Source organism: Natroniella acetigena (assembly GCF_023227745.1).
GTDB lineage: Bacteria > Bacillota > Halanaerobiia > Halobacteroidales > Halobacteroidaceae > Natroniella > Natroniella acetigena.
The window spans coordinates 1-15,266 of the sequence record NZ_JALKBX010000005.1; the positions used below are offsets into that span (position 1 = coordinate 1).

General features: G+C 34.1%; 15 protein-coding genes and 2 riboswitches. Of the genes, 12 read left to right on the forward strand and 3 right to left on the reverse strand.

What is annotated here, in order from left to right; translation table 11 throughout:
• Positions 1-337 precede the first annotated feature (337 nt).
• From MWH25_RS02130 to MWH25_RS02180, 12 genes are all read left to right on the forward strand, one after another.
• The gene (locus MWH25_RS02130; RefSeq protein WP_248625324.1) at positions 338-1,273 is read left to right on the forward strand and encodes an IS982 family transposase; all 936 of its coding nucleotides are present in this window, start codon (positions 338-340) and stop codon (positions 1,271-1,273) included.
• A gap of 710 nt (positions 1,274-1,983) precedes the next feature.
• Positions 1,984-3,114: a GNAT family N-acetyltransferase gene (locus MWH25_RS02135; RefSeq protein WP_248625326.1), complete on the forward strand. Its 1,131-nt coding sequence runs from the start codon at positions 1,984-1,986 to the stop codon at positions 3,112-3,114.
• Positions 3,115-3,623: 509 nt separating this feature from the next.
• Positions 3,624-3,869, forward strand: a complete 246-nt coding sequence (locus tag MWH25_RS02140; protein WP_345947215.1) for a hypothetical protein — start codon at positions 3,624-3,626, stop codon at positions 3,867-3,869.
• Positions 3,870-3,892: 23 nt separating this feature from the next.
• Entirely contained in the window at positions 3,893-4,096 is a 204-nt protein-coding gene (locus tag MWH25_RS02145; protein WP_248625330.1) for a hypothetical protein, read from the forward strand.
• Between the two features lie 236 nt (positions 4,097-4,332).
• A riboswitch (cobalamin riboswitch) is annotated at positions 4,333-4,655 on the forward strand.
• A gap of 289 nt (positions 4,656-4,944) precedes the next feature.
• A complete protein-coding gene (locus MWH25_RS02150) occupies positions 4,945-5,919 on the forward strand; it encodes an ABC transporter substrate-binding protein (protein ID WP_248625332.1) in 975 nt (324 codons plus the stop codon).
• Positions 5,920-5,948: 29 nt separating this feature from the next.
• Positions 5,949-6,992: a FecCD family ABC transporter permease gene (locus MWH25_RS02155; RefSeq protein ID WP_248625334.1), complete on the forward strand. Its 1,044-nt coding sequence runs from the start codon at positions 5,949-5,951 to the stop codon at positions 6,990-6,992.
• Positions 6,993-7,005: 13 nt separating this feature from the next.
• Positions 7,006-8,274 (forward strand): heme ABC transporter ATP-binding protein, encoded by a 1,269-nt coding sequence (locus MWH25_RS02160; protein WP_248625336.1) that lies wholly within the window; start codon positions 7,006-7,008, stop codon positions 8,272-8,274.
• A gap of 96 nt (positions 8,275-8,370) precedes the next feature.
• Positions 8,371-8,711, forward strand: a riboswitch (cobalamin riboswitch).
• A 127-nt stretch (positions 8,712-8,838) separates the two neighbouring features.
• On the forward strand, positions 8,839-10,908 hold the full coding sequence (locus MWH25_RS02165) for a TonB-dependent receptor plug domain-containing protein (protein ID WP_248625338.1): 2,070 nt from the start codon (positions 8,839-8,841) through the stop codon (positions 10,906-10,908).
• A gap of 31 nt (positions 10,909-10,939) precedes the next feature.
• Positions 10,940-11,992 (forward strand): energy transducer TonB, encoded by a 1,053-nt coding sequence (locus MWH25_RS02170; RefSeq protein WP_248625340.1) that lies wholly within the window; start codon positions 10,940-10,942, stop codon positions 11,990-11,992.
• Between the two features lie 12 nt (positions 11,993-12,004).
• On the forward strand, positions 12,005-12,418 hold the full coding sequence (locus tag MWH25_RS12840) for a MotA/TolQ/ExbB proton channel family protein (protein ID WP_282706853.1): 414 nt from the start codon (positions 12,005-12,007) through the stop codon (positions 12,416-12,418).
• A 2-nt stretch (positions 12,419-12,420) separates the two neighbouring features.
• Complete coding sequence (locus tag MWH25_RS12845; protein ID WP_282706854.1) at positions 12,421-12,624, forward strand: MotA/TolQ/ExbB proton channel family protein; 204 nt, start codon at positions 12,421-12,423, stop codon at positions 12,622-12,624.
• Positions 12,614-13,012 carry an ExbD/TolR family protein gene (locus MWH25_RS02180; protein ID WP_248625342.1) on the forward strand — a complete coding sequence of 133 codons (399 nt, stop codon included), beginning with the start codon at positions 12,614-12,616 and terminating at the stop codon, positions 13,010-13,012. Before MWH25_RS12845 ends, MWH25_RS02180 begins: the two co-directional genes overlap by 11 nt.
• On the opposite strand, the gene MWH25_RS02185 is transcribed toward MWH25_RS02180, so the two are convergent.
• The 3 genes from MWH25_RS02185 to MWH25_RS02190 form a co-directional block, all read right to left on the reverse strand.
• Complete coding sequence (locus tag MWH25_RS02185) at positions 12,934-13,662, reverse strand: hypothetical protein (RefSeq protein WP_282706855.1); 729 nt, start codon at positions 13,660-13,662, stop codon at positions 12,934-12,936. The genes MWH25_RS02180 and MWH25_RS02185 overlap by 79 nt on opposite strands.
• Positions 13,663-13,700: 38 nt before the next feature.
• Complete coding sequence (locus tag MWH25_RS13005) at positions 13,701-14,303, reverse strand: transposase (RefSeq protein ID WP_345947214.1); 603 nt, start codon at positions 14,301-14,303, stop codon at positions 13,701-13,703.
• Positions 14,304-14,389: 86 nt separating this feature from the next.
• Positions 14,390-15,208 carry a polysaccharide deacetylase family protein gene (locus MWH25_RS02190; RefSeq protein WP_248625344.1) on the reverse strand — a complete coding sequence of 273 codons (819 nt, stop codon included), beginning with the start codon at positions 15,206-15,208 and terminating at the stop codon, positions 14,390-14,392.
• Positions 15,209-15,266: the final 58 nt, after the last annotated feature.

A 15,266-nucleotide genomic window follows, 5' to 3' on the forward strand; every position in this document is an offset into this window, starting at 1 on the left:
GAGTTCTAGCAGAATTCAAATGCTCCTGAATTATTTTGAATTTTAAGCTAATAATTAAGTAGGATAAGCCTAATTTTTAAATTTACATTATTATCAATTATAGATAACTATAGTCTATAAGACATTTATCAAGTTTCACTAGGAAAACAATCAATGTTTTATTATTAATTATTATCCATAATTTTCATATAGGTTGATATTAGGTATGTCAGCTAATTTATTTTTCACAAAAATCGAGGAAGAACCTTAATTTTTAAAATTAGATATAGAAAAACTCCAGCAAAAATGTTACCCTATCTATGGAAACACCCAGAATCCAAGATAGGAGGAATAACATATGCTGGAGTCTAGAGACTATTTTACCACAAAAATTGAAGATTTAAAAGACCTTATTACAGTATCTTTTGTGATAATTGATGATACTTACAAAGAAGTAACCCCAACATATATTAAAAATCGTCGTAATGTTGATAAAGCAATAAATACTGATAGTGAAATAATTACTATTAGCATCGTAGGTGAATTATTAACTATCAATTCAGAAAAATCTTGGCTAGAATTTGTTAAAAAGAACCTGAAAGACTTATTTCCTGATATTTGTCACAGAACAAGATTTAATAGAACTCGTAGAAATCTCCATGATGTAATTGAACAAATACGTGAGAAATTATTTAAAATCTTAGGTTATCATTTAGATGAATATAGAATTATTGACAGTATGCCTATTCCTGTCTGCAATTTTGGCAGAGCACATTTTCATAAGGTTTTTCATAGGGCTGATTATGGATATTGTGCTTCTAAAAAAGAAACTTACTTTGGTTTTAAATTACATACACTTATTACTCTTAATGGCTATATTACTGACTTTGTTATAACCCCAGCAAATATAGATGATAGAGCTGCTATTTGGGATTTAATTTCACCCTATAATTCAATAAAAATTTTGGGTGATAAAGGATATGTCGATAAAGACATAAAATCTGATTTAAAACAGGAAAAGAATATCGATTTATTTCCTCTTAAACGTAGTAATAGTAAAGATCCATACCCTAAATCATTTAGAAATTTAATTTCTAAAGTAAGGAGAAGAATTGAAACTTCCTTTTCGCAACTTACTGAACAATTAAACATATCAAAAGCAAATGCAAAATCATTTTGGGGATTAATAACTAGAATTAAAACTAAATTATTAGCCCATAATTTATGTTACTTTATCAATAAACATTTGGGTAAAACTGTAAATATTGGGCATATAAAAGAACTAGTATTCTAACTAAGCTATAGAAAAAATCATACGATTAAATCAGAAGGTATCTTTGATTTATCTATGATAAATTTCAACTTATTTGTTAATTTGTTTCTATTAGCACAATGCGTTATACACAGATTTTACTCTTTACGACAACTATCCTAACACATAGGGGTATTAATATTATGAAAAGAAAAATTTCAAAAACTGTTGATATTTCAGGATTAATTATTTTCATTATTTTAGGTTAATATTAATAATTCTTCACATTTTTCCCACCACGCTTATCTATTTTTATGGATTCTAATACAGGAACATATAGGATAGAATAGAGAATTGAGAATTATAGAGCTAAGAGGGGGTTTGGATAAGATAAAAAGATGGCAGAGTTTGAAGAGTTATTACAATCCCTTACAGTAGTGTGTTAGTTGTTTTCAAATTTAAAAAAATTACGGTTGTGGATAATATTACAGCAATGAGGTATTTTTGGAGGGGAAAATATCTTATGTGGAAATAGAAAAGTTGAAAAATGGAATCTGTAGGATTCTTAGCTCTTGTGACGTTTGTTTTTGCTTTAGCGGCTATCTTGTAAGTATATTCCCTCAAAAAAGGGATAGAGCAGTTAAAGGAAGAAGTAAATGAATTAAAGGAGTAGAAGTTTTGTAAACAGGTAAAAAACAGACAATGAATATTACTAAAGTTTAAAAGATTGCTTCCTAAATAAAAAGGAGGAGATGATACTGATAGAAGCAATTCGCCTAATGCGAGAGGAAGAAGAAGCTAAGATAAAAAGCCTTGCTAAAAGCTCTTTTGGTTTTTTACATGGTAGCTTAGCTAAAACGACTGAACATACCTATGTGTATGAACTTTCAGAAGAGATTATAGGAGTTGTTGTGCTTGAAACTTTTACTTTCAAGAGAAATCGGCTTGGTGGTGTCGTAAAGTGGCTATTTACCGAGCAGAAAGCACGTGGTCGTGGCGTAGCTAGTGCATTAATTGAACATTCGGTTAGAAAATTACAAGAACTCGGTTGTGACGAGATGTTTACAACAGTTGAGGGTTATAATACTGATTCGAGTAATCGTTTTGCTGATCAAGGTTTTATGCCGCTTAGTGTTATGCAGCAGATACGCCGATATGGTCTTAGTTTACTAAAAATAGGGCCAAAAACATTTCATACAATAGATATTGGCCATTTTCTTTGGGCTAGATCTGGGGGTATGTCCCAGAGTCCAAAAGAGTCTGTAAGTTTAGAAGATACTCGGCAGGTTGTAGGTGGAGGTGTATTAGCTTGGTGGGCTAATGTGTTGATTATGTCAGTTATTCTAATGCTTCAACATTTTCGTGTCGGAGCATCAACTGAACTTATGTGGCAGCTACCGATTGCAGTTGCCTTGGTATTTGGAATACGTTCGTTGGCAATGAAGTTAGTTGCGAAACGGCTTGGGTGTGAACTTCAGTATAGAATCTGGGAAACTGGACTTACGCTCTCAGTAATTATTACTATTTTATTTGGGGGAATTTTTCCGTCTCCGGGGTCATATTATCCTAAGCTGGTTCGGTGGAGCTATCGCAAAAAATTATCACAGCTTGCAATTGTATCGTTTTTTGGTGCACTTTCGGTGCTTATTCTTGCTTGGCTTCTTTTGGTCTATAAAGCGTTAGCAATTGCTAGTATTGCACCTGCAGTGATAAGTGACCTATTTCGCATTTCATTCTTTCTGGCGTATTCGTTGCTGATATATGAGGTGCTTCTTCCTTTTTTTCCTTTCGAGTCTTACAACGGAAGGCGAATATGGGATCAACACCGCACTCTGTGGGGTATTTTGGCAGCTGGAACTATTGCTCTTTTGTTAATTTCTTAGAATTAACAATAGCTATGCAAAAGTAATGAGTAAAATTATAGATTATATATAAGGTGTTATATGTAGGATAGACCACTGTCGCATAAATCAAGTTATACGCCCATTCTTAGTATAATGGTATTAGGTTAATTAAGTAGATTAGTTTTGGGGTGAATTTATTCCCTATAGTGAAAATTATTTAAAGGGAGATGGATATAAGGTTCCTCTGCTTTAGTTGAATAGATTTTTTGGTTTTAATATAAATGAATATCGAGATTTTATAGATGACTTTTTTGAGCAAAACTATGAGCAGGATTATTTAATTATTGACTTACGACAAAATGGTGGTGGTAATGCTGAATTGGGACATTATGTACTTATGTACTGAGTTATCTTACTGATGAGCCATATACAACTTATTATCAATTTCAATATAAGATTAGTAATACCTTGTTAAATAAATATCGTAGCGAAAATTTGACTGATAAAAAATATTAATTACTTTATTAGCTCTTAGTTATCCAATCATAATCGGTGATGCTATGCATTTGATGTATAATTTAGCTGACACCTTTTGGGTAGGAAGGTTAGGAGCAGAGTATTTAGCAGCAATTTCTTTATCTTTTCTACTAATATTTTTAATTTTTGGTTGGTTTTTGTTTCCGAAGTTAGGTATTAAGGGTGCTGCTATAGCAACGATATTTTCTCGTTTTATCGAAGCAATTATAGGAATGTATCTATTCTTTACTGGAAGAAAGGGATTAAGCTCAAGTTAGATTATCTTAAACCTGATAAAGAGATGGTTAAGCAAATAATTAAGGTTGGTTTTCCAGCTGCGATTGGGATGTCAGCTTTGTCTTTAGCAATAGCAGTTATGACTTCAATTGTAACTGCTTTTAGTACATATACTCTTGCTGCTTGGGGAATAGCTAATAGAATTACTTCAGTAATTAGAATGCCTGCTCAAGGTATGGGGGGTAATAGGTCAATTTTTGGGTACTGACAAGCCTGATGAGGCTGGAAATACAGTAGAGCAGATGTTATTTCGGATATTAACTCTGTCCTTTATTTTTATCTTATTATATCCGAATATAAGGATATATATATTATCAAGTTAGTAAAGTAAAAGGTCAAAAGAAGGTTAGTCAATTAAAGTATTTTTGAAAATTAAATTAAAATTAAGCAGGGAAAATTTGATTTATGCTGAATAATTTATGTAGAATTAAGGATTTTTAAAATCGAATATGCTTGTGATTCGGTGTCTTTAGTTATATCTAAAGGAGAATAGGGAATCAGGTGAGAATCCTGAACGGGCCCGCCACTGTGACTAGCAGAAGAGCAATTAATAGTGAATAATGAATAGTTGAAGTTCACAAAAGCAAAACTATTACTTATTGATTGCAAAAGGACTTTAGTACCACTTGGATTAATTGGTAACTAGTAGCTAGTGATTGGTAATTGGTAACTAATTACTAATCACAAATTATTAATTACTAGCCTCCAGGGAAGGTAAAGTTCTTATAGCTGGAAGTCAGGAGACCTGCCTAATCATTGAGCCTACAGATCTTCGCTGGCAAGAAGAAGTAGGTAATTAGTATAACGGCTGATTATCCTCAATCTTTGTTACGAAGGTTGAGGAGTTTTAAATTAAGAGAGTGAAAAGGAGTACTCTCAGCTAAAAGGAAATATTGGAAGAGTGAACATCTAGTCTCAGGATGTTTTACAGATATTGAGGGTTTTAGTGTTTTGATTGTGTGAATTTGAATTCTAATTGTCAATTGTACATTGTAAATTGTAAATTGTACACTAAGACGGGGGGCAGAGAAATTTAGTTGTCTGCGAAGTATTGTAATGGCAGGCTTTAATTTAGCTGAGAGCTTTAAGTTATTAAGGGGGGATGGGGTAATGAAAAACATAAGAAGATTAATAGTATTAACATTTTTATTTGTTTTAATAACATCTTATTTTGTTGGGGGAAATATAGTTGTGGCAAGAAACTACCCTGTAAATATCATTGATGATTTAGGAAAAGAGGTTGTAGTTGAAGAGGAGCCAGCTAGGATTATCTCATTAGCTCCTAGCCATACTGAGATAGTATTTGCCTTAGGAGGAGAAGAGAAGCTAGTAGGGGTTACAGAGTATGGTGATTATCCTAAAGCTGCCCAAGAGATAACTAACATAGGTACAATCACAGAACCAAGTATGGAGAGGATAATTGGTTTACAGCCTGATTTAGTATTGGCTTCCGAACTTACTCCTAAGGAGACGATTCAAAGATTGGAGCAACTAGAAATTAATGTAGTGGCATTAGCACCGGAGAGTGTCGATGGAGTTATCGAGACGATTAGCTCAGTAGGAGAGTTAATAGGTCAACAGGAGGAAGCAGTCAGTCTAATAGCTGAGATGAATGATAAAATTACTGAAGTAAGAGAGATTGTTGAGAAGAATATGGCAGATGATGAAAGACCAAAGGTGTTTTATGAGGTCTGGAAGGAGCCCTTATATACGGCAAGTGCAGGTACCTTTATTGATGATTTGATTCATTTAGCTGGTGGGGTCAATATAGCTCATGATACTCAAGGGAAGTGGCCACAGTATAACTTTGAGGTTTTATTAGCACAGAATCCTGATATCTATTTGGTTTCTCATGAAAGTGAAGCTAGTAAAGAATCAGTTCAAGCTAGGGAGAAATTTCAATCTATTAAGGCTATTAAAGAAGGAAGGGTCTATCCTTTAGATGCTGATTTGTTGAATCGTGCCGGGCCAAAGTTGATACTTGCCTTAGAGGAGCTAGCTGAAGTAATTCATCCAGAATTATTTAATTAAAGGAAGAGGCTGTATGGAAGAGGTGTGTGATGATAGATAAAAAGCTAAAGTGGTATGGGATAATTATGGGATTAGTTATCTGTTTGACTGTAGTAGCAATTTTAGGGGTTAGTTTGGGTGCAACTGAAATTTCATTTTCAGAAGTAAGTAAGATACTAATTAATGAGATTCCTGTGTTAAGTGAGTTGATTGAGTTAGAGGATAATGAAATCAATCAAATGATTGTCTTTCAGCTTAGATTGCCTAGAGTATTATTGGCAGGTTTGGTAGGAGTGGCGCTGGCAACTTCTGGTACTGCTTTTCAGGCATTATTAAAAAATCCAATGGCCGATCCTTATATTATTGGAATTTCGTCTGGGGCTTCTTTAGGAGCTGCCTTAGGAATGGTCTTTAATCTGGATGTCAATATTTTAAGATTTAATACAATTCCTTTACTTGCCTTTATAGGTGCTTTGGGGACTACTTTTATAGTTTATAATTTAGCAAAGAGTGGTCGGAAGGTGGCTGTGGCTACATTATTATTAGCTGGGATTGCTGTTGGTTCATTTCTATCGGCTGTTGTTTCTTTATTAATGGTCTTTAATGATGATAGTATTCAACGAATTATATTTTGGACGATGGGAAGTTTAGCTGACAGTAGTTGGCAACGAGTAGGGATGATCTGGATTTATATTTTAATTGGCTATGTTATAATTCATTTATTGGCTAAGGATTTGAATATTATGTTATTAGGAGAGGAATCGGCACAAAGCTTAGGGATTGAAGTTGAAAAAATAAAGAAGGTGCTTTTGTTAGCTGGTGCTTTATTAGCAGGAGCTGCAGTAGCAGGAAGTGGAGTGATTGGGTTTGTTGGGTTGATTATTCCTCATATTGTGCGGTTAGTGGTTGGCCCAGATCATAGAATTTTAATTCCAAGTTCAGCTTTAGTTGGAGCAGCCTTTTTGATCCTGACCGATCTATTAGCAAGAACCTTGATTGCTCCTACTGAGATTCCAGTAGGAATTATAACTTCTTTATTTGGAGCACCTTTCTTTATTTATCTATTACATAAGAAGAAAAGAACAGGGTTTTAGGAGATGGTTGATAATGGCTGTTAAGCTTAAGGTTGATAAGTTAAGTTATAAATATAATGAGTTGACTAAGATTTTAAAGGGAGTCAGTTTTGCAATTGAGCAAGGGGAGTTTATAGCTTTGATTGGCCCTAATGGTTCTGGAAAGTCAACCTTGCTTAAGAATATAAACTCTATTCTTAAGCCGGATCAGGGAAAGGTCTATTTAGACGAGCTTGATCTGCAAAAGTTGGCTAAAAAAGAGATGGCTAAGAGGTTGGCTGTAGTTCCGCAAAATACGACGATAAACTTTGATTTTACAGTTGAAGAGATAGTATTGATGGGGAGAGCCCCTTATCTTTCTAGATTCAAAGGTGAGAGCAGTCAAGATTATCAGATTGTTAGAGAAGCGATGGAGCTGACCAATACTACTCAATTTGCTGATAGAAGGATTAATCAATTAAGTGGAGGGGAGAGGCAGAGGGTAATTTTGGCTAGGGCGTTGGCCCAACAGCCGGAAGTCCTATTATTAGATGAGCCTACCTCTAATCTTGATATTAATTACCAATTAGAGATGATGGAGTTATTAAGGAAACTCAATCGGGAGCAGGAGTTAACCATCTTGATTGTAATCCATGATCTAAACCTTGCTAGTCAGTATTGTGATAAGTTACTACTGCTTAATCAAGGTCAAATTTATGGCTTTGGAACTCCAGAGGAGATTATTACTGCCGAAAATATAGAAGAGGTTTATGGCTCGAAGGTGATTATTAGGAGAAATTATCCTAGCAATCGCCCCTATGTAACCTTAGTTGATAATTGCTATTTACCCAATCAACAATTAGACCACAAAGTGCATCTGATCTGTGGTGGTGGAAGTGGTCGGAAGTTGATGGAGAATTTAGTTGAGATGGGTTATCAGGTTAGTTGTGGGGTAGTCAATAAACAGGATTCTGATTGGGAAGTTGCCAAATCATATGGAGTTGAAATAATCAGTGAAGCTCCTTTTAGGTCAATCAGTAAAGAACAGCATCAAGCTAATTTGGCTAAGATTAAAGGGGTAGATACTGTAGTTTTAGCTGATATTCCTTTTGGCCCGGGGAATTTATTGAATTTGGAAGCTGCATTGTGGGCCATCAAGGAAGGTAAAGAGGTAATTATAATTGATCAAGTTGGGATAGAGGATAAAGATTATACTGCTGGGAAGGGTAGTAGTTTATTTAGAAAGTTATTGGATGAAGATCCATTGGTGGTTAAGGAAAAGTATGAAGTACTAGAGATGTTAAATCAGAAGATTAAGATGTAAGATATTAAGAAATTTATAGAAAAAAATGAAATTTATTTATTTTGGGGCAGGGGAAATTAGGTTTGTGGTGAATATTTTAAGTAAGAAGTATTAAAATTGAATAGTAAATAATTAGGTGCCTTTAGTTACGGCTAAAGGAGAATAGGGAATCAGGTGAGAATCCTGAACGGACCCGCCACTGTAACTGGTAGAAAAAAAGCAGTTAATAGTTAATAATGAATAGTGAATAGTTGAAGTTCAAAGGTAAAATCAAAAATTATTAATTATTGACTGTTAAAAGGACTTAATAAGACCACTTGGAGCAACTGGTAACTAGTAGCTAGTGATTGGTAATTGGTAACTAATCACTAATCACTAATTACTAGTTACTAGCCTCCAGGGAAGGTAAAGTCCTTACAGCCAGAAGTCAGGAGACCTACCTAATTATTTAACCTACTGATCTTCGATGGTAAAGGGGAGTAGGTGATTAGTATAATGCCTAATCATCCTCAATCTTTATTATGAAGATTGAGGATTTTTTAATATATTTTAAAATAATACTATAAAGAAAGGGGAAATTAGAAAATGAAGAAGAGTGGATTGATTTTATTTATGGTTTTGATGTTAAGTTTATTGATAGTACCAGTTGCATTAGCTGAAGAAGTTGAGGAGGAAATAAGTTTTGAAGGGTTTACCTTGGATGAGTTTGTGGTTATTGCTTCTAGACATCCGGAGTTGTTGTCTGAAACGCCAGTCAGTGTGGATGTAATTACTGAAGAGGATATTGAACAGAGTAATGCTCAGAATGTGGCTGATGTGTTGAGGGATGTAGGGGGAGTTAATATTACAGATTATGGTGGCTCGGCAGGAATGAAAGAAATTAATATTCGTGGTTCCTCTGCTGATGATGTTTTAGTGTTAATTGATGGCCAGCGAATGAATGATCCACAGAGTGGAGGTATTGATTTAGGACAATTGTCGATAGGACAGATTGAGAGTATTGAAGTATTGCGTGGGCCAGCTTCTGCTATCTATGGGGCAGATGCAGCAGCTGGTGTGGTCAGTATTACTACTAAAAGTGGAACTATTGAACCTGAAACTAGCTTGAATACTGTTTTTGGTTCTTTTGGGACTAAGAATTATAATTTAAGCCATAGGGGAAGTACAGGTGACTTGGGTTATAATGTAAATGCAACCTGGAAAGAGTCAGATGGTCATCGGGAGCAGAATAGTGATTTAGAACAGCAAATAGTCTTTACAAAATTTGATTATCGACTAAGTGATTACTCTGATCTGGCTCTATCACTGCAATATAATAATTCAGAGAAAGGAGCTCCTGGATCTGTTTATTGGCCAGATTATAATGCAAGAAATGATGATGAAGATAAAAATGTTAATCTACAGTGGAATCGGGAAAAAGATGGTGTAACTAGTAATGCAGTGGTTTATTATAACGATAGCCAGACGGATTACTATGATGATGGGTATTATACTGATCCTGATGATGATTGGGGAACTAAGTATTATTATGATGAAGAAGAGGAAGTTTATTATTATTCTGAAGGTGAAAAGATTAAAGAAGGAGATCCATTTTTTTCGGCAGATCCAAATGACTTGGAAGAAGATGAAAGAAGTAATACTCATGAAATAAATAGAATTGGTTTAGACTTCGATCAGGTCAGACGCTTCGATGACCATACCTTAACTTATGGTTTAGAGATTAGGCAATATGAAATTGATAGTGATATGGAGATATTGACGGTTGATTTAGAAAGGAAAGAAATAGGAAAAGAAAGTGCATTGAATTATGCTTTATTTGCTCAAAATGATTGGCAGGTGAGTGGTTCTCTTAAATTAACAATTGGTAGTCGCTATGATGAACATGAAGAATATGGGAGTGAGTTTAGTCCTCGAATAGGAAGTGTCTATAATTTGAATGATCATTTAAATTTATATACGTCAGCGGGAAGAGCTTATCAGGCTCCAACAGTCAATGATCTTACTGCTAATCCAGAGTTAGAGCCAGAGACAAGTAAAGCCTATGAGACAGGGATTAGGTATTTAGGTGAGAATACAAGGGGTGAATTTGGTTTATTCAGAAGAGATGTGGATGATATGATTAAATGGGAGCCAATTGATCATGAAAATGCTGATCCTTTTCTTGATTGGGCACCAGATAATCTTGATTCTGCTAAGATTACAGGTGGAGAATTAATTTTAAATAGGCATCTAAGTGATAGTTTGTCTGTTGATTTTAATTATACTTATTATGAAGAATTTGTAGAAAGCGAGGATGAAGATATATATGTTGAAGATGTATTTGGATATGTAGAAATGGATACTGAAGAGCTTGAACAGAGTCATATAGTTAATTTAGGACTTAATTATAATAAAAAAGATTTTAATGTAAATATAACTGGAAGATTTTTTGATAGTAAAACAGAAAAAGAGCATGAAAAGCATGAGGAGTATGATTTGGATTATACAGAAACAAATAGTTACTTTGTAACCGACTTAAGAGTAGCTCATGAACTTCCCAGAGATACAGAAGTAGCATTGGAAGTTAATAATCTCTTTGATAAAGAGTATGAAGTTAGAGATGGCTATCCGATGCCAGAACGTAACTACATGTTAAACTTAAGCAAGAAATTTTAACCTAAAGTAATAACGAAGATGGAGGATGGTAATGATGAAGTTAAAGAAAAAGCTTAATAGATTAATCACTCCCTTGCGGGTGGCTTTTATCTTAGCAGTTGCAGTTCATCTATTAGCTTTCAGTTTATTGTCTGATCATGTGTTAGGAGATGATGTAGGGCAAGCTGATTCTGACTTAGTACAACAGTTGAGGTTTCAGATGGCTGCTCAAGCTGAAGGGCCTCCATCTTCTCCAATTGAAACTGAAGAAGAAGTAACGGATAAGGAGGAAACGGAAGAACAAGACCAGAATAAAGAAAGTGAAGAAGAGGAGCCAGAACAAGAAGAAGTAGAGACTGAGGAAGAAGTGACAGAAGAGCCCGACAAGCAAGAAGAGGTAGAGGTTGAGGAAGAAGATATAGAAGAAAAAGAAGCAGAGACTGAAGAAAAAGCTGCAGAAGAAGTAGAAGAGGAAGCAGAGTTTGAAGAAGAGATTGAGGATGAAGAAATAGAAGCAGAAGAAGAGAAAGAAGTCGAGGAGGAAGTTGAACAAGAAGAAGTAGAAACTGAGCCAGAAACTAAAAAAGAGGAACCAAAAAAGGAAGTAATAGAGGCTGAAGAGGAAGAGACAGAGCAGGAGGAACTAGAAGAAGAAAAAAAGGAATTTGAAGATAAAGAAGAAGTGGATGAGGAGATTGAAGAGGAGCCAGAGATAGAGAATGATGGGTTTAAAATGGATGATGAAGATGACTTAATTAAGGAAGTAAAAGGAGATAAAGAAAGCCCTGCTGACTCTAGAGTGGATTTAACCCAGGGAAATCCTAGTTCAGGTATTCTACCTCCTTCTATAGCAGATTATAGAGAACCGGATTATCCGCAAGCAATGAGGCGAAGGGGTATTGAAGGAAAAGTGGTTTTAAAGGTTTTAATCAATTCGCAAGGGTCAGTTAAAGAAGTTGAAATTAAGAGATCTTCTGGATATGAACGCTTGGATCTAGCAGCAAAGGAGAGTGTTCAACAGTGGAGGTTTAATCCAACGAAGAAAGATGATGAAGTAGTTGAATCTTGGATATTAGTACCAGTAAAATTTGAATTAAGAAGGTAAAGAGGTGGTATTATGAATTATCTATTAGAGAGTGGCGGAATGGTCATCTATCCTTTATTAATCTGTTCGATAATTGCTTTAACAATTATTATTGAAAGGTTATATCACTTTTCTAGAACTCCTAAGGAGATTAATGATGAGGTAATGGCTGAGATTAAAGCGCAAATAAAAGCAGGAGAGGCTGAGGAAGCAATTAAGCTTTGTGAAGAGATTGAAGGGCCAATTGCTAAGATTTTAAAAAAAGGTATCTTTAACTTAGATAAAGAGGTTGAAGAGATTGAAAAACAGATGGAAGAGATTGAACTGAGTGAATTTCCCAAATTAGAAAAATACTTAGGTTTATTGAATTTTATTGGCAAGGTCAGCCCTTCCTTAGGTCTATTAGGGACTGTCACAGGAATGATAAGAACTTTTCAAATGTTTTAGCTATGAGTGGAGAACCTCAGCAGTTAGCAGGTGGTATTTCGGAAGCCTTACTGACTACTGCTACAGGATTAGTAATCTCTATTCCAGCACTCGGGGCTTATCAATATTTTATTAGCAAACTAGAACGTATAGTTAGAAACTCACAAAAGAGGCAGACCGAGTTGGTCAATTATATCAAAGAAGTAGGGATTAATGATGGGGTATGAGATTAATAAGCCTGATTTTGATCTTGACTTAGCTCCAATGATAGATGTTGTATTTTTGCTCTTAATCTTTTTTATAGTAGCTTCTACATTGAACTTAGAGGAGGTAAAGTCAGAGATTCAACTGCCGGATACTGAAGTTGTTGAAAGCACTCAAGAAACGAAGATAAATGTTGCAATTACCAAGGATGGAAGAGTATATCTAGGGGAGAGAAATGTCCAATTAGAAGAGTTAGGTTATCTATTAGAGGATGAATTGAGGGATACCCCACAAAATAGCCTTGCTATCTTTGCCGATCAAGAGGTGGAGTTTCAAAATGTGATTGAAGTAATGGATATAGCTAAGAAAGTAGGAATTAAAAACTTGAATTTTGCTTTACAGAATAGATAAAAAGGGGCTAACTGGGATTTTATTTCTTGAGGACTTAAAGAATTTAATTCATTAAATTCTTCTACCCAAAAGGGAAGAATCTTTACAAAAGTATAGACTAATCCCAAAAGATTAATATAGGTTTCTATACCTTGCTTTGTACGAACCATATAATTACCAAAAGACCAAAATGTTTTTAATTCATAAAAGATAACTTCTATACTCCAGCTTATTTCATAATCACTAAAAGAACCAATAGTAAAATTATTATCTTTTTTGTTAGTCTTTCTTTTTGGCTTTGAGAACTCTTCTAACTTGCATTCATCAGGATTAGTATTAATGAACATTCTAGGATTTTTAAATTCATCAACATCATTAACAGTAACCATAATTTCTACAGTCTTTTCCCTGAATAATTTGGTTCTAACTAATTTGGTAGTTTGATAGTAATCACCCACTTTTTTATAATCTAGATCTTCAATGCTTAATTTATCACCATAAATAGGAGCTCTTCCTTTTTTTCCATTTGGGGGGGGAGGCAGTTCATAAATAGAGGTATCACAACGAACAGCACTAATAAGTTCTAAATTATCATCTTCTTTAACACAATCAATTGTATCACCTTTTGTATACCATGCATCACAGAGAAAAGTAATATCTTTATCACTCAATAATTCTATAACGCTATCTATTAGCTCTTGAGCAATAGTCAGTTTACTTTTATCTTTTTATATAATCTAAATCCAATTGGGATTGTTTTATATTCAATACCATTCTCCGATTGAGAAACAGGTATAGATATAGCTAAACAAACGAAAGTATTACCTTTCAAGTAATTGCTATTATTACGCCTAACATGATCAAAAAAGCTATTATGACCAGCGAATTTATTACCAAATTTCTCTTGAAGAGTGTCATCAATAATTAGAAGTACTTTTTTATCTTTTAGTTCTTCTGGGATAATATCTAAAAGTAAACTTACTGTTCTTTTCATCATCTTCTCTAAGCTCCATTTGCTATATGAAAAGAAGTAGTATAAGGAATTTAGGCTACTATTCATATGCTTAGAGATAAAATTATTCCAGATGAATCTGAGAGAATGAATTTTATCAAAGCTTATAATGGAAATTATAACCCAAAAGAACATTTTAAAAGTCTTCTTTGTGAAAAGATCACGATAATAATTAGCAAATTTTTTGATTATAGAGTAGATACTATTTTGATTATTTGATATAATATTCATGCGACTGATTCTCCTTTCTTGATTCTTCTTGGTCGAAGATATTATATCAAAAAAGGAGATTGGTCGCATTTTTTATTTAGATTTCTTGTAAAGTGGTGTATTATAATGTAGGAGCATAATAATTTCCTCCAATAATAGTTTTTTGAGAATTAAATTTAAAAGAGTAATTCATCAATAGTCTTAAATTTATATCCTTCTTTTCGTAATAATTCGATTATTCCAGGCAATGCTTCAACAGTTTGTTTATGCATAACACCATTATGCAGTAGTATAATTCCTCCTGGGTGGTAATGTCTTTCTACTTGTCCTATGATTTCTTCATGGGTATCTTCAGCATAATGCCAGTCAAAACTATCAACTGACCAGTTAACTATCTTCCAACCTTGATATCCTAAGAATTCGATAGTTTCATCATTCATAGCACCAAATGGTGGTCTAATGATTGTAGGGTAAACCCCTGTAACTTTCTCAATCACTTCTGATGTTGGTATTATTTGCTCATGTAATACATCTTCATTGCTTAATTCTTTAAAATTATCATGATCCCAAGAGTGATTAGCAACTTGGTGTCCTTCTTCTACCATGCGCTGTGCAATTTCAGGGAATTGTTTTACATTGTCCCCTAAAAGAAAGAAGGTAGCTTTAATATCTTCTTCTCTAAAGAGGTCTAAAAGTTCCGGTGTATTTATATGTTCTGGGCCATCATCAAAGGTAAGGGCAATTACTTTCTCCTCTGTTGGTTTATTAAGAAAGAAAGTATCTGGATATTTTTCTGCTTGTCTCTCCATTATCTCTTGTAAATCATCTAATTCCTCATCTAATCCTTTCTCTGAGCTACTTTGATTTTCTGTAATATCACTCTTATCTTCTACATTGTTATTAGGAATTGTTATAACCCCTAACTGTTTCAAAGTAAAGCCAAAAAGAAGAACTACTAATAATAAAGTTATTCCTATAAAGTAATTTGATTTCATGTTTTCTCCTTTCAATAGAAAAAATTTTTAATACTTATTGTTTATTTTATCAGAAGGA